We start from the raw sequence: 21,226 nt of genomic DNA, 5'->3' as shown, positions 1-21,226 counted from the left end.
TTAGCATCACCAAGAAGATTAAAAATACGTTTCTCATACTATTATATTTTTTTGGCTTCTTCCCAGAACACATCCATTTCCGCCAATGTCATTTCTGAAAGTGGTTTTCCTAATTCTCCTGCTTTACTTTCCAGATATTGAAAGCGTTTGGTGAATTTTTTATTTGTTCGTTCCAAAGCATCTTCCGGATTCACATTCAAAAAGCGGGCATAATTAATCATGGAGAACAATACGTCTCCAAATTCGGCTTCAATTTTATCCTGGTTTTTATTCTGAACTTCAGCCTGTAATTCGTTTAATTCTTCCTGTACTTTGTCCCAAACCTGATGCGATTCTTCCCAATCAAATCCAACTCCTTTTACTTTATCCTGTATTCGGCTGGCTTTGACTAAAGCAGGTAAGCTATTAGGCACTCCTTCCAAAACAGATTTCTTGCCTTCTTTCAATTTTAGTTTTTCCCAATTTTGCTTGACTTCTTCTTCATCAGCAACAACAACATCTCCATAAATATGCGGATGGCGGTGAATCAGTTTTTCACAAATATCATTCGCTACATCAGCAATATCAAAACTAGCCGTTTCGCTCCCTATTTTAGCGTAAAAAACGATATGCAGTAACAAATCGCCCAATTCCTTTTTAACTTCTTCCAGATTATTATCTAAAATGGCATCTCCTAACTCATACGTTTCTTCGATGGTTAAATGACGAAGGGTCTGAAGGGTTTGCTTTTTGTCCCATGGGCACTTCTCACGAAGTTCATCCATGATGTCGAGCAAACGGTTAAAAGCGTCAAGTTGTTGCTGGCGTGAATTCATTTTTTGAAATTGATTTTACTTCGTACAGTTCGACCTAAAGGTCTCGTGTGTGTAAAAATAACAAATCCTGCACTTGAACAACAAATGCAGGACTTATATTTATGTTAAAATCAATTATTTCTTTGTTGACTTTGTCGCTTTAGGTGCCGGTGCTTTTTTAGCTGATGCAGCTCCAGCTGCTTTAGGAGCAACCGTTTTAGGTGCTTTTGCCGGTTTAGCTTCGCTGGCAGCAGCGACTTTTTCAGTTTTAGCTTCAGCAGCAACAGGTGCTTCAGAAGAAACCAATCCTTTAGATTGTAAAATATTATACCAGTTAATTACTTTTTTAATATCAGAAGCATATACTCTTTCCTGATCGTAATCCGGTAAGATTTCAAGGAAGTAAGCCGCTAATTGTACTTTATCATCTTTAAAAGCAGGCGTTGCTCCGTTATTTTCTTTTTTAGCAATGTTTCTCATCACTTCGGTTAACGGTTTTTCTTCACTGTACGTATACATAGAGATTTCCGAAAGCAAACTTACGTTACTGCGTAAACCAACAGTGATTTTCTTTCCATCAACTAATGATTCTGCTACGAAACCTGTTCTCGTTTGTAATTTTAAAGCGTATAATCCCGGTTTACCTGAAATGGCTAATATTTTATCTAAATTCATTTTTTATTCTTTTAAGAAGAGCAAATATAATATTGTTTGTTTTGAAACGTAAAAATTATCTATCTTTTTTTTGCGATAAATTTCATTCTGTAATCAGGACGGGCTTTACCTTCCATGATATTTTGCAGTTTCTTTTTGATTAGCTGTTTTTTAAGAGATGAAATCTTATCTGTAAATAAAATTCCTTCAATGTGATCGTATTCGTGCTGGATAACCCTTGCAATCAAACCATCAAATACCTCTGTTTTTTTATTGAAGTCTTCATCGAAATATTCAATAGTAATCTTTTCGTTCCGGTACACATCCTCACGAACATCAGGAATACTTAAACATCCTTCATTAAAACCCCATTCTTCTCCTTCTTCCTTTAGCATTTTAGCATTAATGAATGTTCTTTTGAAGCCTTTTAATTGTTCTGCTTCTTCTTTTGAAATATCATCACTGTCGCTAAACGGTTCTGTGTCTACGATAAATAAACGAATAGCCAAGCCAACCTGAGGAGCAGCAAGACCTACACCACAAGCATTGTACATTGTATTGTACATATTGTCAATCGTTTCGTTTAAATTAGGATAATCTTTAGTTACATCGATTCCTACTTTGCGCAAAACCGGATCTCCATAACCTACAATTGGTAAAATCATTCTTCTAAGATTAAATATAGGCAGCAAAAATAATCAAAAAACAGAGATTTAAATACCCTTTCTATGGTTTTGGCAATTTTTTAGACATATTATGTAAAATCCTCCTTAAATTTATACTAGTTTTTCTTACATCAGAACCTCAGCATACTCCTAATTATTTCGCAGACTCTTAATTATTATGTTTCAGCTATTTAAAAAAACTACCGATAACACCAATTTTGCCAATGCGGCAAAAGCGACAATTTCGTGTGTACTCCCAGTGATTGTTTTATCGCAATTTGATCATTTTACCGAAGGATTTGCCTTAGCCATAGGAGCCTTGCTGACTTTTCCAAGCGATGTTGCAGGAAGCCTGAATCATAAAGTAAAAGGCATTCTTACGGCTGTTTTTCTAATTGCCACCACTACTTTGTTGCTCGGTTATATGCAAAATTATCCGGCCTTGCTTTATCCTGTATTGCTTATTTTGTTATTCTTTTTCTCTATGATTTCCGTTTATGGCTATCGGGCCAGCATGGTTTCATTTGTGTGCCTCATTACGGTTACGCTTGCCTTCAGCCACAATTATACCGGAAAAGCCCTTATTGAACATTGCGGTTACTTACTTTTAGGCGGGTTATTCTATTTCTTTGTTTCGATGTTGTTTTACTTTTTAAGACCACATCGTTATGTTGAATTACAGATTTCAGATTGTTTGAAATTAACTTCCAAATACCTGAAACTGCGTGGTGATTTATGGAATTTAGATGCCGACAGAATCAAAATAACCGAAAACCAGCTTGAAATTCAAGTGGAACTGAATGCTATTCACGAAAACATCCGGGAGTCATTAATCCGAAGCGCATTGCATTCCAGTAATTCGGATAAGAACAGAAAAATGCTCCTTGTTTTTACTAATCTGATGGAAATACTTGAAATAGCCCTTTCCTTTTCATTCAATCATCACGAGTTACAGCAGAAATTTGAAGACCATCCCAAAATGCTGAAAACCTATCAGGAGCTGGCCTATAACATTGCTTCCACACTTGAAAAGCTTTCCCAAAGCCTGGAAACCAATATCTCCTACTCTCACAACAATTCTCTGCTGCGCGATTTAGAAAATCTGGAAAAAACGATAGAAAACTATCAGGAGGAAGTAGGCAAAACAGTAGCTTCACAGAATGTTCTGATGCTCAAAAACATGAAGCATTATGCCGAAAAGCAAGTTGAGAAAGTCAAAATCATAGAGCGGGCACTAACCGGTTCCATGAATACAGAAGAGTTTAACAAAAAGCACAAGGAAATAGAGAAGTTCCTCACGCCTCAAAACTATCGTTTTGGAACACTGATGGAGAACATGAGTTTCTCTTCAACGGTTTTCAGGCATTCCCTCCGCCTGTCGCTAACGATTCTGGCAGGTTTTATTATAGGTAAACTGCTTCCGTTTCAGAATGTATATTGGATTTTGCTGACCATTGTCGTGATTATGCGCCCGGGTTACGGCCTGACAAAGCAGCGTTCCTTCCAGCGGATTTTCGGAACCATACTGGGCGGGTTTATTGCTTTTGCAGTGCTGTACTTTGTGCATAACAATTACATTCTGGGAGGATTATCTGTTATTGCCATGCTTTTAGGCTATGCTTATTCGGTGAAAGACTATAAGATAGGTGCCACGTTCGTTACCATTTATGTTGTTTTTATTTATGGAATGCTGACGCCGAATGTAACCGAAGTGATTCAGTACCGCATTCTGGATACGCTTTTTGGTGCAGGACTGGCCTTTTTAGGAAACTATTTCCTTTGGCCTTCATGGGAAATACTGAATCTTAACAATTACCTGATTAAATCTATTGAAGCCAATAGGAATTACCTGAAAGAAATTGCTGTTTTTTACAATCAGAAAGGAGAGGTTACTACGCCTTATAAGCTATCCAGAAAACATGCCTTTATTGAACTGGGAAATCTGATGGCTTCCTTTCAGAGGATGAAACAGGAGCCTAAATCGAAACAGAAGCAAATGACAAAAGTCTACAAGCTAGTGGTTCACAATCATACTTTGCTTTCCTCTGCGGCATCTTTAGGGACCTATGTGCAATCACACAAAACCACCGAAGCCTCAGCAGCTTTTAATGTTGTTGCCAACACCGTTATTCGGAATCTGGATTTAGCCATCGCAACATTAAACGGAAAGCGAAATGCGATTTCCCTGACCCATGATGAAAAAGAAAGACTTGACCTGAGCTTTTCCGAACTGAAAAATATACGGGCCAAAGAGTTAAAAAATAACACCATTGATGATGCCAATTTCCAATTGAAAATGGAAGAAGCACAGCTTGTGATAGACCAGCTTATATGGCTGATTAATTTATCCGAAAGCATATTGAAAGCCACCACCCGATTGAATCAGGAAGAATAAAAAAAAACGCACTGCCCGAGTGCGTTTTTTACTTTTAGACAACCACTTAAGCAGTGGTTTGTGTAGTCAGTTTTAAGGTTCTTGATGTCCTTGTTCTTATCTCATCGCACAAAGCAACATTATCATTTAGTGACTGTCCGTAGGACGGAATCATTTCTTTCATTTTGACTTCCCATGCTTCCGATTTCATTTGTTTGGAAAAACACCTGTTAATCAGATCAACCATAATAGACGCTGCAGTAGATGCTCCAGGAGAAGCACCAAGCAGTACCGCTAAAGAACCGTCTTTGGCAGTAACCACTTCGGTACCGAATTCGAGAACACCGTGTCCGTCTTTGTCCTTTTTGATAACCTGAACACGCTGACCTGCGTTTTCAAGAACCCAATCCTCTTTCTTGGCAGAAGGGACATATTCTCTTAAGGCTTTCATCCTATCGTTTGAAGACTGGAATACCTGTTCGATTAAATATTTTGTCAGCGGAATATTATGCACTCCGGCAGAAATCATTGGTTTGATATTATCTAATTCGATAGATTTGATTAAATCGAAATAAGACCCATTCTTTAAGAATTTAGTAGAAAACCCTGCGTAAGGACCAAAAAGCAATGCTTTTTCACCATCAATCATTCGGGTATCGATATGCGGAACTGACATAGGAGGCGCTCCTACAGAAGCCTTACCATACACTTTGGCAGCGTGTTTTTTAATCACGTCCGGATTGGTACACTTCAGCCATTGACCGCTTACCGGGAAACCGCCAAAACCTTCCCCTTCCGGAATCTTAGCTTTTTCCAGCAATAACAAAGAACCACCACCGGCACCAATAAAGACAAAAGGCGTTTTTACTCTTTTTTTGTCACCTGAAGTCAGGTCTTTGACCCTAACTCTCCAAGTGCCGTCTTCATAACGACGCAGGTTTTTCACTTCATGATTAAAATGCATGGTTACCCCTTCTAGGGATTCCAGGTATTTGAACATACTTCTGGTTAAAGCACCAAAATTGACATCGGTACCATATTTCATGGAAGTCGCAGCAATCTTGTCTTTGCTTTTACGGTTTTCCATAACCAGCGGAGCCCATTCTTTTATTTGATTTACATCTTCAGAATATTCCATAGCCTCAAACAAATGGTATTTTTGTAAGGCGTCGTATCTTTTTTTGAGGTAAGCCACATTCTCATCACCCCAGACAAAACTCATGTGAGGGACACTTTTGATGAAGTTCTCCGGGTTCTGAAGCAATCCTTTTTCTACCAGATAAGCCCAAAACTGGCGTGAGATTTCGAAAGATTCCGATATTTTAACCGCCTTTTTAGTCTCAATTGAGCCGTCTTCCAGTTCAGGAGTATAATTGAGTTCGCAAAACGCAGCGTGACCTGTTCCCGCATTGTTCCATGCATCGGAACTTTCTGCAGCCGCGATGTCGAGACGCTCGAATATTGTAATTTTTAAGTCGGGTTGTAATTCTTTGAGAAGCAGTCCTAATGTGGCACTCATAATTCCTGCCCCAATTAAAACCACATCAGATTCTGTTTTTTCTGTTGTTGTTGCCATTTCTTATAGTTGTTCCACAAAGATACTATCAAAAAGTGCAAAAATTATCTTAATTTTCAGCGGTTTGGAGCATAAAAACCATTTTTACAGAATTGGAAATAAAACTTAAAACATTTTTCGGGAAAGATAATCTCTGAGCATAATTGTTGCAGAAATTTCATCTATTAGCGCTTTATTCTGACGTTGTTTCTTTTTTAAACCACTGTCAATCATTGTTTGGAAGGCCATTTTAGAAGTAAAGCGTTCGTCGACTCTAACCACCTCCATGTCAGGAAAGGCCGTTTTAAATTTGGTTACAAAAACTTCAATCATCGGGGCGCTTTGAGAAGGCTCACCATTCATTTGTTTTGGTTCCCCGATAAGTACTTTCAGTACATCTTCTTTTTGGAAATAGTCTTTCAAAAAAGTAAAAGCCGTTTCAGAAGGAATGGTCGTTAAACCGGAGGCTATAATCTGCAATTCATCGGTAACAGCAATTCCTGTGCGTTTTTGTCCGTAGTCTATAGCAAGAATTCTAGGCATGGTATTTTTTGGTAAAAATACCATTATTTCTTGGTTTAAAGAAAGGAAAGTTAGCATTGAATAGGAATCAGTTTAAAAGAGAATGACAGTAAACTTGTACATGCTGTATCTATGGCTTTACCATGGCTTTGTCCCGTCCTACTATGGAGTAATAAAAATGTTGATACCAAATAAGAACGAATAAGATGACACTGTGCTAACTCATACTCCCAAAAAAATCCTTTTGATAAAATAAATGGACAAAAACTTGTGTAACTTAAAAGTTACGCTTATATTCGTAACTTCAAAGTTACATAAATATGAAAACAACAATCAAAAAAGAATGGATTTATGAGCAAGCTCCTAACGAAGTCTGGGAGTATCTCACACAAGCAGAGTTAATCGCTTTATGGCTTATGCCGAACGATTTTAAGTTAGCATTAGGACACGAATTCCACTTCAAGACAAATCCGATGCCAAGCCTTGATTTAGATGGCATTATGCATTGTAAGGTGATGGAAATCGAGCCTTTTAAAAAGCTGGTATACAGCTGGAAAGCCGGTTCGGGTGATGGCCTGTTTTCGCTTGATACAGTTGTTGAATGGAAATTAGAACCTCATGGAAAGGGAACGCTGTTATCCTTACAACATACAGGTTTCAAAGAAGCGAACCTGGCCCTATTCAACGGAATGACGGATGGTTGGGAAAAAATTAGCCTAAAATTAGCCGATCAATTAAATTTAAAGCACTAATGGCCATACCTAACCTTGATGTTTTCCAGGTCATTGCTGACCCAAGCAGACGGCAGATTTTACAACTGCTCACCAAAGACAGTTACAACATAAACAGTCTTTCGGACAATTTTGAAATGAGCCGGCCTGCGGTTTCAAAACACATTAAAATTTTAGAGACCGCAGGTTTTGTTACTATTCAGGAGATGGGCAGAGAACGTTATTGTGTTTTAAATCAAAAAGGGTTTACTGAAATCCAGAAATGGATCACCTTCTTTGACGAGTTTTGGAGTAACAAACTTCAAAATCTGGAAACCATTTTAAAAAGCAAAAAAGATATAAACTAAAGCAATCAGTAATGCAGAAAGAAATACTACTCCAATTATTGGAACAGAGCAAAAAAGACAGCGACACGTTTTTGAACAAAATCAATACTGAAAATGCTTCTTTTCGATTAACGGCAGCAACAGCCTCAGTTGGCTTTATCTACCGACATATTGGTGAAACCATCCATTTACTCGCCCAATCATTCGGGTATCCGACCGATGTTGAAGGGTCGACAATGGGACAATCCGATTCGGGAAAGGAATATGACCTGGAAACAAGCAGAAACCTTTTTGAACAAGGCTATGCAACACTTGAAAAAATCGTGAATGAAACTAGTGAAGAAGAATGGTTAGCTGCAGTTGAAACTCATTGGTTTGGGAAAATTTCAAGAATAAAACTGTTTTCAATCACTCTTTTCCATACGGCACACCATTGCGGACAAATCTCTTCAGCTATTCTGAAAGGAAAAGTAGTTTAGGGAATCTGTCCGCTACAGGGACGAAAAACGAATGGCTAACTTAGCTTGAAAATATAATTAAGAACAATACTGGCCATTTATCTCATCCGTCAGGTTCAAAACCAGCCTAAATTACCCTCAAAATAAAATCAAACTGCACGTTTTGGCGCTTGCAGTTTTTTTTATGCAGTCTTTCTTCATTTTGTCACTCAAGCCGTTGCTAACGCATTACCATTCGGTTAAATCCTAAGACTTAACTACTGAAATACAATGCGGTACATTTTAAAAGTTGTATCAGTCAAATAAAAAAAACAGCATAATATACGCAAAACTTAACCTAATAAAAGTTTTATTTTAAAATATAATACTTTAAATTAGCAATACTATTCTTACAAATAATACTTACTAAAACAAAACAACATGAGCTTACCTAACATTAACGGCAATTTTGTCTACAGAAGCTTACTCAACAGCACCTTTATTGGGGAGGACTTTCTGAAATTGAAATTTGGAGAAGGATTAATGACCCTTACGCAAAAAGGAGACGGCGATTTTACAGGAAATTTTGACATGGGAGACAACTACCTCATGACATTAGAAGGTACAATCTATGAAGACGGGAATACTACAGGCTTTAAAATGAGAGCCATAGGCGTAGATACCTCACCAACTAAAGGATGGATTTACGATTATCAGGGCATTGTTGTGCCAGATTGGCCTAATGGAATCAATCAGCTTCTAACTGTTGTAGGTTCCGTTATCCGGGTAGTAGATCACGGAACTTCAAAAGCAGGTGTTACCGCCACTTTTTATATGGTGAGCAGAGACTAATAAACCGGCATTACGGTGTTTGAGGGCCACTTCCTAAGCAATCAAAAAAAAGAGATTGCCCCAAAAATCAGGAAACTCTGCAAAGTTGGGGGCTTTGCAGAGTGTGGCTACTGTTTCCAAATCATAAAAGAAAAACAGGTAATTATACGCTAAAAACAACTTTATAATAATTTTATTTTTGGTCAAAAGACAACTTAATAGAAAGATAATACTTACAAAACAACTAAAATAAACAACATGGACAAAAATTACGATGTCATCGTCATAGGTGGTGGTGCTATAGGCTTAGCTACTGCGTACCATTTAGGCAAACGAAAAGCAAAGACACTCGTGCTGGAGCAATTTACCTTTGTAAATCAATTGGGAAGCTCCGCTGGTGTATCGCGTCAATTTCGAATCCCATATCCTGATGAATACATGGTTCAGATGGCACTTGATGCTGAACCTTATTGGGATGAATTACAAACAAAGACCGACAGAAAACTACTGGACAAAGTAGGTACACTCTGGTTTGGGGATCCGGATGTACAATCGACCGAAGGGAATATCAAAGAAGCCGAAGAAGCTTTAAAAGCCTTGAATGTGCCTTACACTTCTCTAACGTCAAAACAAATAGAAGAGCAATACCACTTCAGAGACCTGCCTGAAACGTATACCGGTTTGTTTCAGCCAGACGGTGCCAGTATTAATTTTAAGGCCACCATTGAAACGCTTTTAGAGCAATGCCAAAAAGATCCTTCTGTTCATTTAGAAGAAGATTCCCCTGTGATAAAAATCAACCAAGTGGATAACCTCTTTGAAATTACCACACCAAAAGGCACTTATATTGCTAAAAAATTAGCGATTGTTCCCGGGCCGTATATCAATAGTGTTATTAATTTACTGCATTTTACAGTGGAAGCTACTTATTGGAATATGTCTTCCGCTTACTTCAAAAAAACCGACCCGAAAATACAGTATCCAACCTGGTTTGTGTTCCAAAACGCCATAGGAGAAAACGGCAATCAGTTTTATGGTTTCCCTGCTGTAGATTGGGATCATCCGGAATATATCAGGGTGGCTCCTGACTTTGTCATTACTCCATTGGAAGAACCGGGAGACCGCACTTTGATTCCAAACGAGCAGGAACTGGCTTATACCGCAGAATGGGTAAAAGATCATATGGAAGGACTGGATACCAACCCTACCTATACCTCAACCTGTCTTATCGCTCTAAGTAAAATACCAAATAAGGAACTACTGATTGATTTTGCCCCAAGATATGTACCAAACCATGAAAATATTGTGGTTTATGCTACCGGATGGGCGGCAAAATTCACTCCTTTCTTAGGTAAGATCATGGCTGATCTTGCTTTGGACGGGCATACGGATTTCGATATTACTCCATTCCGATTAGGACCACAATTTTTTAAAGCACTACAACCAATACACAGCAGTCATGAATAAAAACACCCCCTTAAACGCAGGAATGCATCCTGATTTAAAAACAGAAGTTGCCATCATAGGCGCAGGAACTTCCGGATTGTATACCGCCTATCGTTTGCTGACAGACCGAAAATATACCGCTGATCAGGTACAGATTTTTGACATGAACAGTAAACTGGGAGGCCGACTTGAATCAGTTATTATGCCGGGAATGAATTTCTGGGGCGAATTAGGTGGTATGCGCTACCTAACTTCACAGCAAATTGTAACGACACTGATTGAAGGTTACCCTATTACTGAAACAGATCCCAACAAACGGATACCCGTTCTTAAGGATAAAATGACTCCCGTTCCCTTTCCTATGGGTGACCCTACAAAATTATTAATGTACCTGCGTAAAGAACGTTTCAAACAAGACGCATGGAATGTTGCCCAAGATAAAGGGGAAAAACTGCTTACCCGCTATTATCTGGATGAGAACGATTTCGGTTTCAGTTCTGACCAGCTCTTTAATAAAATCATTTATGATGTATTGATGGCTGATCCTTGGGTAGTTCAAAACTATGCTTCAAAAATTAAAAAAGGGCCATCCGACTATGATTATTCCTTTGAGCTGACCAGCAGAGACTGGGATGATATAAAGCCGAAATTAGTGTATAATTTTGAGCATTCTCCATACAATAAACGAAAAGTAAACGATCTGGGCTTCTGGAACTTAATCAAAGACCAGGTTTCACAGGAAGGTTATGATTTTTTGGCCAATGCCGGAGGTTATTATTCCAATACGATTAACTGGAATTCAGCCGAAGCATTTCCTTATATGGTTGGAGATTTTTCTGCAGGCACCATTTACAAAACAATTGAAGAAGGTTATGACAGTATTGCTTATGCACTGGCCAATGCCTATACGGATTATGACGGCGCAACGATTTGGTCCGAAAACAAACTGCTTACTTTCAACAAAGACCACGTTAACAAAGCCACATACAAATACGAACTGACTTTCCTGAACCTCAAAACCAATAAGGAATGGAAAGTGTATGCCAATACCCTGGTACTAGCCATGCCGAGAAAATCGCTGGAATTGCTGGATCAGAATAATTTCTTTTTCAACATCAATGAGAACAGTGTATTAAACGAGAATATCCGTTCGGTAATTATGGAGCCTGCTTTCAAAATCCTGATGGGCTTTGAATATCCGTGGTGGAAAGAATTAGGTATTGATTCCGGGCACTCCATTACGGATCTGCCGATGAGACAATGCTATTATTTCGGTACAGACTCTCAAAATGACAATTCGATGTTATTAGGCAGTTACGGAGATATGTCGACCGAAACCTTCTGGAAAGCCTTATCAGATGACAAGGTGCTGTTTGAGGTTAAAGCAGCCAAATCAGCTTCGCTCAAAGAATTGCACGAATTGAATGATGTACAGGCGACCAAGATGATGGTGGGAGAATTAATGAACCAGCTTCGTGAGCTGCATGGCAAAGATGTGGAAATACCGGAACCTTACGTTACTTATTTTAAAGACTGGACCGATGCTCCGTTTGGTGCAGGATACCACGCTTGGAAAGCAGGATTCTCAGTTAAACACGTTATGCCTTACATGAGAAAACCAGTGACTAACGAGCAAATACATATTTGCGGAGAAGCTTATTCCGACCAGCAAGGCTGGGTAGAAGGTGCTTTTTGCGAGGCAGAAAAAATGCTTCAGGAGTATTTTGGCCTGCACCGTCCTATCTGGCTGAGTCCTGATTATTACCTGGGATGGTAAAAATAAACAAACACTAAACTAAACCAGCATGTGATTCCCTGAAGTCAAAGAGGCAGCGTAACCGTTGCCTCTTTTTTTGGTCTACGGTATTCGATTAGCATGTCTATTTTGCCTCACAATCCAATAAAATTTAGTATTTTAGCTACAAATCAGACACCTATGAACAGGCTATTAAATTTCATCAACCTAACTTCAGGAGAAGAGGACAAAGACAAAGTTTTAGAAAACATAAAATCCAATACCTCCTTCAGAGGTTCGGCTATCTGGATTTTGGCCTGTGCTATTGTGATTGCTTCCGTAGGATTGAATGTCAATTCGACGGCAGTTATTATTGGAGCAATGCTTATTTCACCATTAATGGGCCCTATAATAGGTGCCGGTTTCGGGTTGGGTATTTTTGACTTCGCTTTGCTTAAAAGATCTCTGAAAAACCTTGCCATAGCAACCATTGTCAGTTTGTTAGTATCTACCGTTTATTTCTTTTTAAGTCCTTTTAAAGAGACACAAACAGAATTATTAGCCAGAACATCCCCGAATATTTACGACATCTTAATTGCTTTTTTTGGTGGATTAGTAGGTGTAATTGCCATAACAAGGGTAGAAAAAGGCAATCCGATTCCGGGAGTGGCTATTGCTACAGCGCTCATGCCTCCTTTATGTACGGCAGGTTACGGATTAGCAATAGGCAATTATAAATTTTTCTTAGGAGCACTGTATCTCTATACTATCAACTGTGTTTTTATTTGTATTGCCACTTTCCTGATCGTTAAATATTTAGAGTATCCGATCGTAAAACAAATAGATGCCAGACACCAGAAGAAGGTAAAATGGATCATATCGGTCTTAATTTTTATCCTGCTGATTCCGAGTGTGTATTTTGCCTATCATTTGTTTCAGGAGAAAAAATACAAAGAAAAATCAGAATTGTTTGTAGAAAGTGAATTCATTCAGAATGGGTACACGATTCTGTATCAGAAGACAAAATTCAATAGCAACCCTAAAAAAATCGAACTGGTATTTCTCAATAAAAAGTTCAGTGATCCGGAAATCAGCAGCCTGAATCGAAAATTAAAATTGTACGGCCTTGAAAATACAGTACTGCTCATCCGTCAGGATACTACAGATATTAAGAAGGACATACTTAACGAAATAAATGCTAACAGAAGTATTGTAAATGAGAAGGAAAGAGTGATTTTAAAATTGAAGGAGGAGCTATCTCAATCCAAATATGATAATAAATCTATTTTATCAGAAATTAAAATCATATTCCCAAGTGTGGAGAATATAGCCATAAGTAATCACACATTTAATGAAAATACAGACAGCATCAAAACAATACCCGTATTGATTTATAACGCCAAAAAGGAATTGTCTGCAGAACATAAAGATAAGTTAGAACGATTTTTAGCACAACGGTTTTCAAAGAAAAAAGTCGAAGTATACATGGAAAAATAATGGAATTTGGGCAAATATTTAAGATAAATAATAGACAGAAATAGTATCTTTGTTCCTATGGTCAAATTAATTAATACAACTATTTGGAAGGAATTTTCTGAATCAGGCACACTAGGGGGAATAATTCTTTTTCTTTGTCTTATCGTTTCGTTACTTATTGCAAATTCGCCACTGGCAGCCTCTTTTAATCATTTATTGTCAACTGAAATAGGACTTCATTCTGAGTCCTTACATCTTAATTATCCTATCTCTTTATGGATAAATGACGGACTGATGGCCATTTTCTTTCTTTTAGTTGGGTTGGAGATTAAAAGAGAGCTTGTAGAAGGAGAACTTTCTTCCCTTAAAAATGCATTATTACCGATACTTTGCGCTGTTGGCGGAGCGCTTATCCCTGCCGTAATTTATTATGTATTAAATTACGACAAACCAACGGCATCAGGCTGGGGAATTCCCATGGCTACCGATATTGCCTTTGCATTGGCTGTAATTACAATGTTAGGAAAAAGGGTTCCTGCCTCTTTAAAAATCTTCTTAGCGGCATTAGCGATTGTAGATGACTTGATGGCCATATTGGTGATTGCTTTATTCTATTCTTCCAAACTCGATTATACTTATCTAATGTATGCGGCGGCAGTATTTGCTTTGTTACTTGTATTTAACCGTATGAGAATCAAAAACCTCTTTTTTTATGTAATCCCAGGTGTTTTTATTTGGTATTTCATTCATAATTCAGGCATTCATGCTACCATTGCCGGAGTGCTAACTGCGTTTGCTTTACCAACGACAGAAGGTGCTGAAGAATCTCCGTTAGAAAAACTGGAGCATTTACTGGTAAAACCTGTCAACTTTATTATCATACCTCTTTTTGCATTAGCGAACACAAACATCACTATAGAATCCTCAATGTTACAAGGTTTGTTTTCAAGTCTGGGTTTGGGAATATTGCTTGGCCTTCTTCTTGGAAAACCAATAGGCATTGTTGTGGTTTCCTGGCTGAGTGTCAAATTAAAAATCTGTAAACTGCCAAAGAATGCCACTTGGACTCATATTCTGGGTGTTGGCCTGTTGGGAGGAATTGGATTTACAATGTCTATATTTATATCGTTACTCTCTTTTTCCGATGCTTCACTTATTTCAGAAGCTAAATTTTCCATCCTAATCGCCTCTTTATTATCAGGGCTTTTGGGTTATCTTCTTTTAATGATGAATGCTAAAAAAGCGGAAAATTAAATCCTGATACTTATAACAGCTCTCTCCTATTCTCTTTTCAGCTTTCCGGCTCTCAGAAACATTGGGAAGGTGACTGTTTTACCCCCTTTCTCCCAGGAGATTTTCAAATCATCATAGACCAAAGCAATAGGATTTTCCTTATTCTGTGCTTTGTAATTTGCAGTAGCTGACCACGTTTCGAGATAGCCGATTAACTGTTCAAAGGTCCAAGTGTAGGATTGTGTAAAACTCTTATTGGCAATTTCATTAAATGGAAATGGAATTCCCTGATACCTGTCTGTCAGGTATTGCCGTTCCGGATACCAATACGTTCCAAGGATATCTTCGTACAAGTGCCAAAGTATTCCATCGGAATCCCCGTTAGCAGAAAAAAAGCCGTAGCCTAAAACCGCAAAAATGCCATCAGGCTTTAAAATACGATAGGTTTCTTTGTAAAAATCTTCAAAATCAAACCAATGAATAGCCTGTGCCACCGTGATCAGATCAAATTGATTGGCATCAAAATCAGTATATTCCGCCTGCATTTTTTTATATATGACATTTTGAATCTGTGGTGCCTGCAGTAATTGATTTTCACTGATATCCGTCGCATAAACCGTTTGAAAAAAATCAGCAAGTACAGCGGCCACCTGACCGTTTCCTGTAGCCACATCTAATGCCTTATCTTTAGTATTTACCAAGGCGACAATCTCCTGAATCATATCGTTTGGGTAACTGGGACGGAATTTGGAATATTCGGAAGAATTGGCTGAAAAGTAATCTTTCATAACTTGATTTTTTTTCTAATTTACAATATTCCGCCAAAATACAAAAGCTTCAAAAATCAAGCTTTTTATCCAAATTTATAATATTATATTTGCGGAAATACTAATAGCAAATGGATGAGATTCCTTTTTTTAATACTATCGCTTCAATAGCTGTTTCTATCTCCTTGCTCCTTGCCCTCTTTTTGCTGACGGTGAAAACAACAAACAAATTAGCCAACCGCTTATTTGCCTGTTTTCTTATCCTGAATGCCATTGATGTCATGGGATTCTTTAGTAACAGCTTCCTTGACAATTCCCTGAATTTGGAAACCTTCAGAATGTCATTGTTCTTGTTAGCCATGCCGATTTTTTATCTTTATGTACTGGCCGTCTGCTATACCGATTTCCGACTGAAAGCAATTCACCTGCTTCATGCTGTTCCTTTTCTTTTATTGAATGTAGTATTAACTCCAAGACTCTATCTTGCCAGTACTATTGGAAAACAGCACTTTTTTGAACACCTGCAGCATACGCCCGAAATGTATTTTTCTCATATTCTTGGGGAAACACAATATGCGTTTTATATTATTAGCGTTTTTATCCTCCTGAAAAAATACAAAGTGCTCTATCTTGAGAATTATACCAATCCGAACAGATCCTCTTACCAATGGCTGTTCCAGATGACAACGGTTTTCCTGATAGCCCATTCTATTGTCATTCTCAGGGATTTGCTGCGATTTACGGATTACAATAACCTGTTCTTCTGGATTAATATCGGGATAGGAATCGCCGTCCTGATTATTACTTGCTGGTTTGTACTGAAGGCTTTAAATAACCCAGAGCTTTTCAGGGGAATTGATTCCAAACTCGAATTAGCCAAAGATATTCATAAGCCGCAAGCAGAAGCCACTACTGACAAGACTCAAAGCCTTCCGGATGAAGTTACCGTTTCTCAAATCGCAGCACTTAAAGCCTATATGGCAGAGCAGCAGCCCTATCTTGACCCTTCACTGACCATACAGGAACTGGCCAACCGGATTGATATGCCGGTTCGTGATTTGTCTGTTTTGATCAATCATCATATGAACCAGCATTTCTTTGATTTTGTAAATGAATTCCGCATCCAAAAAGCAATGAAAATATTAAAAGACAAGACCAAAAGTCATCTGACTATTCTCGAAATCTTATACGAAGTAGGTTTTAACTCTAAATCTTCTTTCAATACTTCTTTTAAAAAATACACCACACTCACGCCAACAGAATTTAGAAACAGCTCATTATGAGTATTTTGCAAAAAATCGAACGGTAGCCTAAAAAAGTCGGACTCATTCTACCAGCCTAAATGAGTTCGACTTTTTTTTGTCGGTCGCCCTTTCAGATTTCCTAAAGCACCTTTGCTTCGAATTAATAAAAGCAATCCAAATATTTAGAAATCATGAATAAAGCAACCTTGTTTATTTTTTTACTACTGCCGTTATGGTGTTTTTCACAATCGACCACTTTTCAGTTAAAAGGAAAAGTAATTTCCAATTCAGGGCTTTTAGCCGAAGCCAGCATAGAACTCTTAACCCAACAAGGAATAGCAGCTGGAACAACAGTAACTGCAACAGACGGAACCTTTGCCATGCTCATTCCGGGCAATACTTACAAAATCAAGATTAGCGCTACAGGTTTTGCGGTTTGGGAAAAAAACATCCTGATGGAAAAAGATACTGACATAGGCCTGATACTCTTAAGCGAACCCATTACAAACCTTGGTGAAGTTACCATTATCACGTCTAAAAAAATAATAGAACAGAAAACAGACCGTCTTATCTATCATGTAGAAAACAATCTTACCAATGCCGGAGGCGATGCTTTAAGTGCTTTGGCAACTGCTCCGGGGGTAATGGTACAAAACAATGCCATCAGCCTATTGGGAAAAGGCATCACCCGTGTCATGATAGATGGTCGTTTGATTGAATTATCAGGAGAAGAACTCCATAATTTTTTAAGATCTTTGGCAGCAAGCGATATCAAAAATATTGAAGTCATCACCAATCCACCGGCAAAATATGATGCTGGAGGTAGTGGAGGGTTAATCAATATTATCTTGAAAAAAGGCCTTCGGGATGCCTGGAAAAACACAACAACAGTATCTTATGACCAAAACACTCATGCCTTTTATACCCTGAGAAACAGTTTTAATTACAGTAAAAACAAAATCCGGTTTTCATGGACCGAAAACGGACGCTTGGGAAGCAGCAGAGAAACCGAGACACTTAATATTTATTATCCGAACGGGCTTTGGGAATTAAAAGACGATTCAAAAATAAGAAAAGACAATCTCTCCGGCCGTGTTACATTCGATTATACTATTTCAGATAAAACCACTGTCGGTTTGCAATATTTGAATGACAATGGAAATCCCGATAGCCAATCTAACACAGCTATTGCTATTCATAATACGACAAATACTATTGATAGAATAATAGTCAATAAAGGACTCAACGACAAGCATACCAACAGCCAGACATATAATGCCCATGTGTTATCCCAATTGGATTCAGGCAAAAAAATAGCAATAGACATCGATCATCTTGCCTTTGATTCCGGGTTTGATAAAGGTTTTGTCGCAACGGCATACGCTTCGGATGGGACATTCCAGAATATAACCCAATCTGCCAGAAATCTATCCGGCCAAAACATAAAAAATACAAGTATAAAAGCTGATATGGAACATCCTTTGCCTTTTTTTGAGCTGTCTTATGGTTTTAAGGCCAGCTTTACAAACAGTAAAAGCGCGGTGCGTTATTTCAACACCATTACCGGGACTCCTGAATTAGACCCAAACCAGTCGAATGAGTTTGCTTACAGGGAAAACAATCAGGCCGTTTATATCAACGGAAATAAAAAATGGAAGGAGAAATGGGAGATGCAATTAGGACTGCGATTGGAAAACACACAAACCAGCGGGTATTCCCAGACGTTAAGCCAGCAAACGAAAAACAACTACTTAAAACTATTTCCTACCGTGTATGTTTCTTATCAAGAAAACGAAAATCATAATTTTAATTTCAGTTACGGAAAAAGAATAAACAAGCCTGGTTTTGGCATGCTGAATCCGTTCCGTTCGTATATCAACAGTAACAGTTATTCGGAAGGCAATCCTTTTCTGAAACCTTCCTTTCATGACAACTTTAATTTTACGTACACCTATAAGAAAAAACTAAGATCCAATATTTTCTTCAATGCCACTACTGACGGTTACGGCGTATTATTTACTTCCAATCCGGCCACAAATACACAAATTATCAGCCGGGGAAATTATTACAACGGATATTCATATGGGATAGGTGAAAATTATGCGGCTGAAATCACCAATTGGTGGGAAAGCGAGAATTCGGTATATCTTTTAGGATCCAAAACCAATTTCACAACCGATATTGATGCAGTACCTGTTAATGGGTTTCAGTTTTATTTTTCCACAAGCAACACTTTTTCTTTAGGGGAAGGAACAAAGCTGCAACTGGATTATACGTACAATTCTCCCAACAAAAGCGGTTTGTATTCTGTTGGTTATGTATCCGGGCTGGATATAGCGGTAAAACAGCAGCTGTTCAAGAAAAGCCTGCAGATGACCTTGCTTATCAATGATGTTTTCAATACGGCATTCCTAAAAGATTATACTTCGGTTGTTCACGGCATCAGGCAGGTTTACAGTGAAAACGAAAGCAGCCGGTTTTTTAGGGTAGCCGTAACATACACTTTTGGAAATAATAAGATTAATGTAAAACAACGCGAACTTGGAAATGAAGAGGAGAAAAAGAGAGCGGGAAAATCCTAAGGGAAGGCACCGAAAAAATGACAAACTCGTTCAAGCCTTTAGTAATCGAGATAGTGAGGATTTATGCTTGGGCATAGTGAATAGACGAAGTAAATCCGCCTATCAGACTATATAAAACAAAAGCCACAATGTGATTGTTGTAGCTTTTAATTATAACTCAAAGTCGGGAGACTGCACAACTAGGGGAAATCTGTGTTAAAAAAAATAAACAGAAAATTTTACCACAGAAGTTGTGGTAAAATTTTTGTTTTAAAAAAAATACCACAACTTCTGTGGTAAAAAAATAGAATTGAAAAAAATACCACAAACGCGAAATTTTTTTCTGACGTAGTGCTGGAAATAATTTATACGATTTCTATGCAACTTTGACTTCTTTCTTCAGTTCTTCAACAATAAACCTGATATCTGTTAAATTAAAGCCTGCTTTTCACTTTTGGCTATTGCCGAAATAATTTATCCCGATGGCGGATTTGGAATCCGTGCACATTCCAACTATACTACTAATCTTATAACTTTTAATGTGCTTCCTATAAAAAACAAAACTACAACTTTTTACGGTTGTAGCTTGTTACTTTTCTTTGTGGGCACGGATTGCAAATCCGCGCTGTCGGGGTGGTGTGCCTCACTCCCGATAGCTATCGGGAGCACAAACCGAATCTGGGAATCTGAAATTATTATGAAATCCCATTAATCATTAAATCATAATATGTATTAGTAGTTATATTTATTTTAATATTCCAATAACAGCTTCCACCATCGGCAGTTTTGGTCATTTCATGTTTCCAATCAAATATTACTGGTTTGTTATTTTTATCGTAATCCGTAAACAACTCACACATTGAATTTACATAAATTATCTTTTCTCCTTTTTCGTTTATGTAACATAAATATTGTCTGTAGTTCTTCTTGATTTCTGAAATCTCTTTTGTTTTTAAGAAATAAAATTGGTTATCACTTATTGCCTTAGATAAAATTTCATTTACTTTTTTTAAATCTGATTCTTCAGGTTTCCACATTTCATAAGTTTTACCGAGAATATATTTTGTGTATTCAGGATTACTTATGATGGCTAGCTTTTCATCACCCATTGCGTTATTGACCGCTTTTTTTTGTCCTGTACAAGACAAAAGAAAAAGCCCAAATATTATAGATGCAATTTTATTTTTCATATTTATATTTTCAAAAATTAATTAGCTTTTTTAAGTTCAGCTCTAGGTTCTACACCTTGCTCTTTTCTAATTTTATTTTCCCTGTCCCTAACATTTATTTCTTCTTGAGTTGTAGTTCCAACAGCTCCTTGAGGAATTGCATTCGGAAAGGCAACTGAGTTTGGAATGTCTGGTTTTATTACTTTAACAGGGGTGCTATCTGTATTTCCTGTTGCATTCATATCAGCATGGATTAATTCATGTCCAAGTCCAATTTCAGCAGGTCTTCCGTAACTTCCATCAGCATTTTGGACTGAATTTCCTTTTGAACCGTCAGCTGGATTTGATAGGTCTACAATAACTTTACTGTTACCGTCTTTTGTTTTATGGGTAATGTTTTCATGACCATCTACAGCCTCAATGGTAACTCTTTTGTCAGATTTTATTAAATCACCTACCAATTTTGTCCCTTCAGTAAGTTTTTTACCTTCATTAGCTTTCCCACCCGTTAGCGCGGATTTGGAATCCGTGCACATTCCAACTATACTACTAATCTTATAACTTTTAATGTGCTTCCTATAAAAAACAAAACTACAACTTTTTACGGTTGTAGCTTGTTACTTTTCTTTGTGGGCACGGATTGCAAATCCGCCTTTACTTTGTCTTTGATAAAAAATGGTTACCTTTTTCAAAGGAAAGCAGAGGT

The 21,226-nt window shown here is 37.8% G+C and carries 19 protein-coding genes; 11 read left to right on the top strand and 8 right to left on the bottom strand.

What is annotated here, in order from left to right:
• Nucleotides 1–41 precede the first annotated feature (41 nt).
• The 3 genes from mazG to def form a co-directional block, all read right to left on the bottom strand.
• On the bottom strand, nt 42–815 hold the full coding sequence (gene mazG / locus ACRDEC_RS11080; protein ID WP_431498407.1) for a nucleoside triphosphate pyrophosphohydrolase: 774 nt from the start codon (nt 813–815) through the stop codon (nt 42–44).
• A gap of 114 nt (nt 816–929) precedes the next feature.
• A complete protein-coding gene (locus ACRDEC_RS11075; protein ID WP_431498406.1) occupies nt 930–1,469 on the bottom strand; it encodes a DUF5606 family protein in 540 nt (179 codons plus the stop codon).
• A 59-nt stretch (nt 1,470–1,528) separates the two neighbouring features.
• The gene (gene def / locus ACRDEC_RS11070) at nt 1,529–2,113 is read right to left on the bottom strand and encodes a peptide deformylase (protein ID WP_431498405.1); all 585 of its coding nucleotides are present in this window, start codon (nt 2,111–2,113) and stop codon (nt 1,529–1,531) included.
• A gap of 178 nt (nt 2,114–2,291) precedes the next feature.
• Between def and ACRDEC_RS11065 the strand changes: the two genes are divergently transcribed.
• Nucleotides 2,292–4,508, top strand: a complete 2,217-nt coding sequence (locus tag ACRDEC_RS11065) for an FUSC family membrane protein (protein WP_431498404.1) — start codon at nt 2,292–2,294, stop codon at nt 4,506–4,508.
• A 46-nt stretch (nt 4,509–4,554) separates the two neighbouring features.
• Here the strand turns inward: ACRDEC_RS11065 and ACRDEC_RS11060 are convergent, their stop codons facing one another.
• Together ACRDEC_RS11060 and ruvX are read right to left on the bottom strand one after the other, a co-directional pair.
• Nucleotides 4,555–6,063 carry a malate:quinone oxidoreductase gene (locus ACRDEC_RS11060; RefSeq protein ID WP_431498403.1) on the bottom strand — a complete coding sequence of 503 codons (1,509 nt, stop codon included), beginning with the start codon at nt 6,061–6,063 and terminating at the stop codon, nt 4,555–4,557.
• 105 nt (nt 6,064–6,168) lie between these two features.
• On the bottom strand, nt 6,169–6,585 hold the full coding sequence (gene ruvX / locus ACRDEC_RS11055; RefSeq protein WP_431498468.1) for a Holliday junction resolvase RuvX: 417 nt from the start codon (nt 6,583–6,585) through the stop codon (nt 6,169–6,171).
• Between the two features lie 299 nt (nt 6,586–6,884).
• On the opposite strand from ruvX, the gene ACRDEC_RS11050 reads away from it, so the two are divergent.
• The 8 genes from ACRDEC_RS11050 (at nt 6,885) to nhaA (ending at nt 14,800) form a co-directional block, all read left to right on the top strand.
• Nucleotides 6,885–7,316, top strand: coding sequence for an SRPBCC family protein (locus ACRDEC_RS11050; protein ID WP_431498402.1), 432 nt, complete (start codon nt 6,885–6,887; stop codon nt 7,314–7,316).
• Nucleotides 7,316–7,642, top strand: coding sequence for an ArsR/SmtB family transcription factor (locus tag ACRDEC_RS11045; protein ID WP_431498401.1), 327 nt, complete (start codon nt 7,316–7,318; stop codon nt 7,640–7,642). Before ACRDEC_RS11050 ends, ACRDEC_RS11045 begins: the two co-directional genes overlap by 1 nt.
• Before the next feature lie 11 nt (nt 7,643–7,653).
• A complete protein-coding gene (locus tag ACRDEC_RS11040; protein WP_431498400.1) occupies nt 7,654–8,100 on the top strand; it encodes a DinB family protein in 447 nt (148 codons plus the stop codon).
• A gap of 399 nt (nt 8,101–8,499) precedes the next feature.
• On the top strand, nt 8,500–8,910 hold the full coding sequence (locus ACRDEC_RS11035) for a hypothetical protein (RefSeq protein WP_431498399.1): 411 nt from the start codon (nt 8,500–8,502) through the stop codon (nt 8,908–8,910).
• Between the two features lie 237 nt (nt 8,911–9,147).
• Nucleotides 9,148–10,356, top strand: coding sequence for an FAD-dependent oxidoreductase (locus ACRDEC_RS11030; RefSeq protein WP_431498398.1), 1,209 nt, complete (start codon nt 9,148–9,150; stop codon nt 10,354–10,356).
• A complete protein-coding gene (locus ACRDEC_RS11025) occupies nt 10,349–12,112 on the top strand; it encodes a flavin monoamine oxidase family protein (RefSeq protein ID WP_431498397.1) in 1,764 nt (587 codons plus the stop codon). The genes ACRDEC_RS11030 and ACRDEC_RS11025 overlap by 8 nt, the downstream gene beginning before the upstream one ends.
• A gap of 159 nt (nt 12,113–12,271) precedes the next feature.
• Entirely contained in the window at nt 12,272–13,567 is a 1,296-nt protein-coding gene (locus tag ACRDEC_RS11020; protein WP_431498396.1) for a DUF389 domain-containing protein, read from the top strand.
• A 57-nt stretch (nt 13,568–13,624) separates the two neighbouring features.
• Complete coding sequence (nhaA, locus tag ACRDEC_RS11015; protein WP_431498395.1) at nt 13,625–14,800, top strand: Na+/H+ antiporter NhaA; 1,176 nt, start codon at nt 13,625–13,627, stop codon at nt 14,798–14,800.
• 26 nt (nt 14,801–14,826) lie between these two features.
• Here the strand turns inward: nhaA and ACRDEC_RS11010 are convergent, their stop codons facing one another.
• Nucleotides 14,827–15,567: a class I SAM-dependent methyltransferase gene (locus ACRDEC_RS11010; protein ID WP_431498394.1), complete on the bottom strand. Its 741-nt coding sequence runs from the start codon at nt 15,565–15,567 to the stop codon at nt 14,827–14,829.
• A gap of 110 nt (nt 15,568–15,677) precedes the next feature.
• On the opposite strand from ACRDEC_RS11010, the gene ACRDEC_RS11005 reads away from it, so the two are divergent.
• Nucleotides 15,678–16,829: a helix-turn-helix domain-containing protein gene (locus ACRDEC_RS11005; protein WP_431498393.1), complete on the top strand. Its 1,152-nt coding sequence runs from the start codon at nt 15,678–15,680 to the stop codon at nt 16,827–16,829.
• 152 nt (nt 16,830–16,981) lie between these two features.
• Nucleotides 16,982–19,372, top strand: coding sequence for a TonB-dependent receptor domain-containing protein (locus ACRDEC_RS11000; protein ID WP_431498392.1), 2,391 nt, complete (start codon nt 16,982–16,984; stop codon nt 19,370–19,372).
• 674 nt (nt 19,373–20,046) lie between these two features.
• Here ACRDEC_RS11000 and ACRDEC_RS10995 read toward each other — a convergent pair.
• On the bottom strand, nt 20,047–20,541 hold the full coding sequence (locus ACRDEC_RS10995; protein ID WP_431498391.1) for a hypothetical protein: 495 nt from the start codon (nt 20,539–20,541) through the stop codon (nt 20,047–20,049).
• Between the two features lie 17 nt (nt 20,542–20,558).
• Nucleotides 20,559–21,056, bottom strand: a complete 498-nt coding sequence (locus ACRDEC_RS10990; RefSeq protein WP_431498390.1) for a M91 family zinc metallopeptidase — start codon at nt 21,054–21,056, stop codon at nt 20,559–20,561.
• Between the last annotated feature and the right edge of the window lie 170 nt (nt 21,057–21,226).

The organism is Flavobacterium sp., assembly GCF_050696275.1.
GTDB lineage: Bacteria > Bacteroidota > Bacteroidia > Flavobacteriales > Flavobacteriaceae > Flavobacterium.
Note: the sequence above shows the minus strand (reverse complement) of the source record. Positions and strands in the feature narration are given on the sequence as shown.

Bases quoted from the DNA above. Each gene is read 5' to 3' on its own strand.
- ACRDEC_RS11005 (WP_431498393.1), top strand. From the start codon at position 15,678: ATGGATGAGATTCCTTTTTTTAATACTATCGCTTCAATAGCTGTTTCT.
- def (WP_431498405.1), bottom strand. From the start codon at position 2,113: ATGATTTTACCAATTGTAGGTTATGGAGATCCGGTTTTGCGCAAAGTA.
- mazG (WP_431498407.1), bottom strand. From the start codon at position 815: ATGAATTCACGCCAGCAACAACTTGACGCTTTTAACCGTTTGCTCGAC.
- ACRDEC_RS11000 (WP_431498392.1), top strand. From the start codon at position 16,982: ATGAATAAAGCAACCTTGTTTATTTTTTTACTACTGCCGTTATGGTGT.
- ACRDEC_RS11040 (WP_431498400.1), top strand. From the start codon at position 7,654: ATGCAGAAAGAAATACTACTCCAATTATTGGAACAGAGCAAAAAAGAC.
- ACRDEC_RS10995 (WP_431498391.1), bottom strand. From the start codon at position 20,541: ATGAAAAATAAAATTGCATCTATAATATTTGGGCTTTTTCTTTTGTCT.
- nhaA (WP_431498395.1), top strand. From the start codon at position 13,625: ATGGTCAAATTAATTAATACAACTATTTGGAAGGAATTTTCTGAATCA.
- ACRDEC_RS11075 (WP_431498406.1), bottom strand. From the start codon at position 1,469: ATGAATTTAGATAAAATATTAGCCATTTCAGGTAAACCGGGATTATAC.
- ACRDEC_RS11035 (WP_431498399.1), top strand. From the start codon at position 8,500: ATGAGCTTACCTAACATTAACGGCAATTTTGTCTACAGAAGCTTACTC.
- ACRDEC_RS11020 (WP_431498396.1), top strand. From the start codon at position 12,272: ATGAACAGGCTATTAAATTTCATCAACCTAACTTCAGGAGAAGAGGAC.
- ACRDEC_RS11065 (WP_431498404.1), top strand. From the start codon at position 2,292: ATGTTTCAGCTATTTAAAAAAACTACCGATAACACCAATTTTGCCAAT.
- ACRDEC_RS11060 (WP_431498403.1), bottom strand. From the start codon at position 6,063: ATGGCAACAACAACAGAAAAAACAGAATCTGATGTGGTTTTAATTGGG.
- ACRDEC_RS11030 (WP_431498398.1), top strand. From the start codon at position 9,148: ATGGACAAAAATTACGATGTCATCGTCATAGGTGGTGGTGCTATAGGC.
- ACRDEC_RS11050 (WP_431498402.1), top strand. From the start codon at position 6,885: ATGAAAACAACAATCAAAAAAGAATGGATTTATGAGCAAGCTCCTAAC.
- ACRDEC_RS11025 (WP_431498397.1), top strand. From the start codon at position 10,349: ATGAATAAAAACACCCCCTTAAACGCAGGAATGCATCCTGATTTAAAA.
- ACRDEC_RS11045 (WP_431498401.1), top strand. From the start codon at position 7,316: ATGGCCATACCTAACCTTGATGTTTTCCAGGTCATTGCTGACCCAAGC.
- ACRDEC_RS10990 (WP_431498390.1), bottom strand. From the start codon at position 21,056: ATGTGCACGGATTCCAAATCCGCGCTAACGGGTGGGAAAGCTAATGAA.
- ACRDEC_RS11010 (WP_431498394.1), bottom strand. From the start codon at position 15,567: ATGAAAGATTACTTTTCAGCCAATTCTTCCGAATATTCCAAATTCCGT.
- ruvX (WP_431498468.1), bottom strand. From the start codon at position 6,585: ATGCCTAGAATTCTTGCTATAGACTACGGACAAAAACGCACAGGAATT.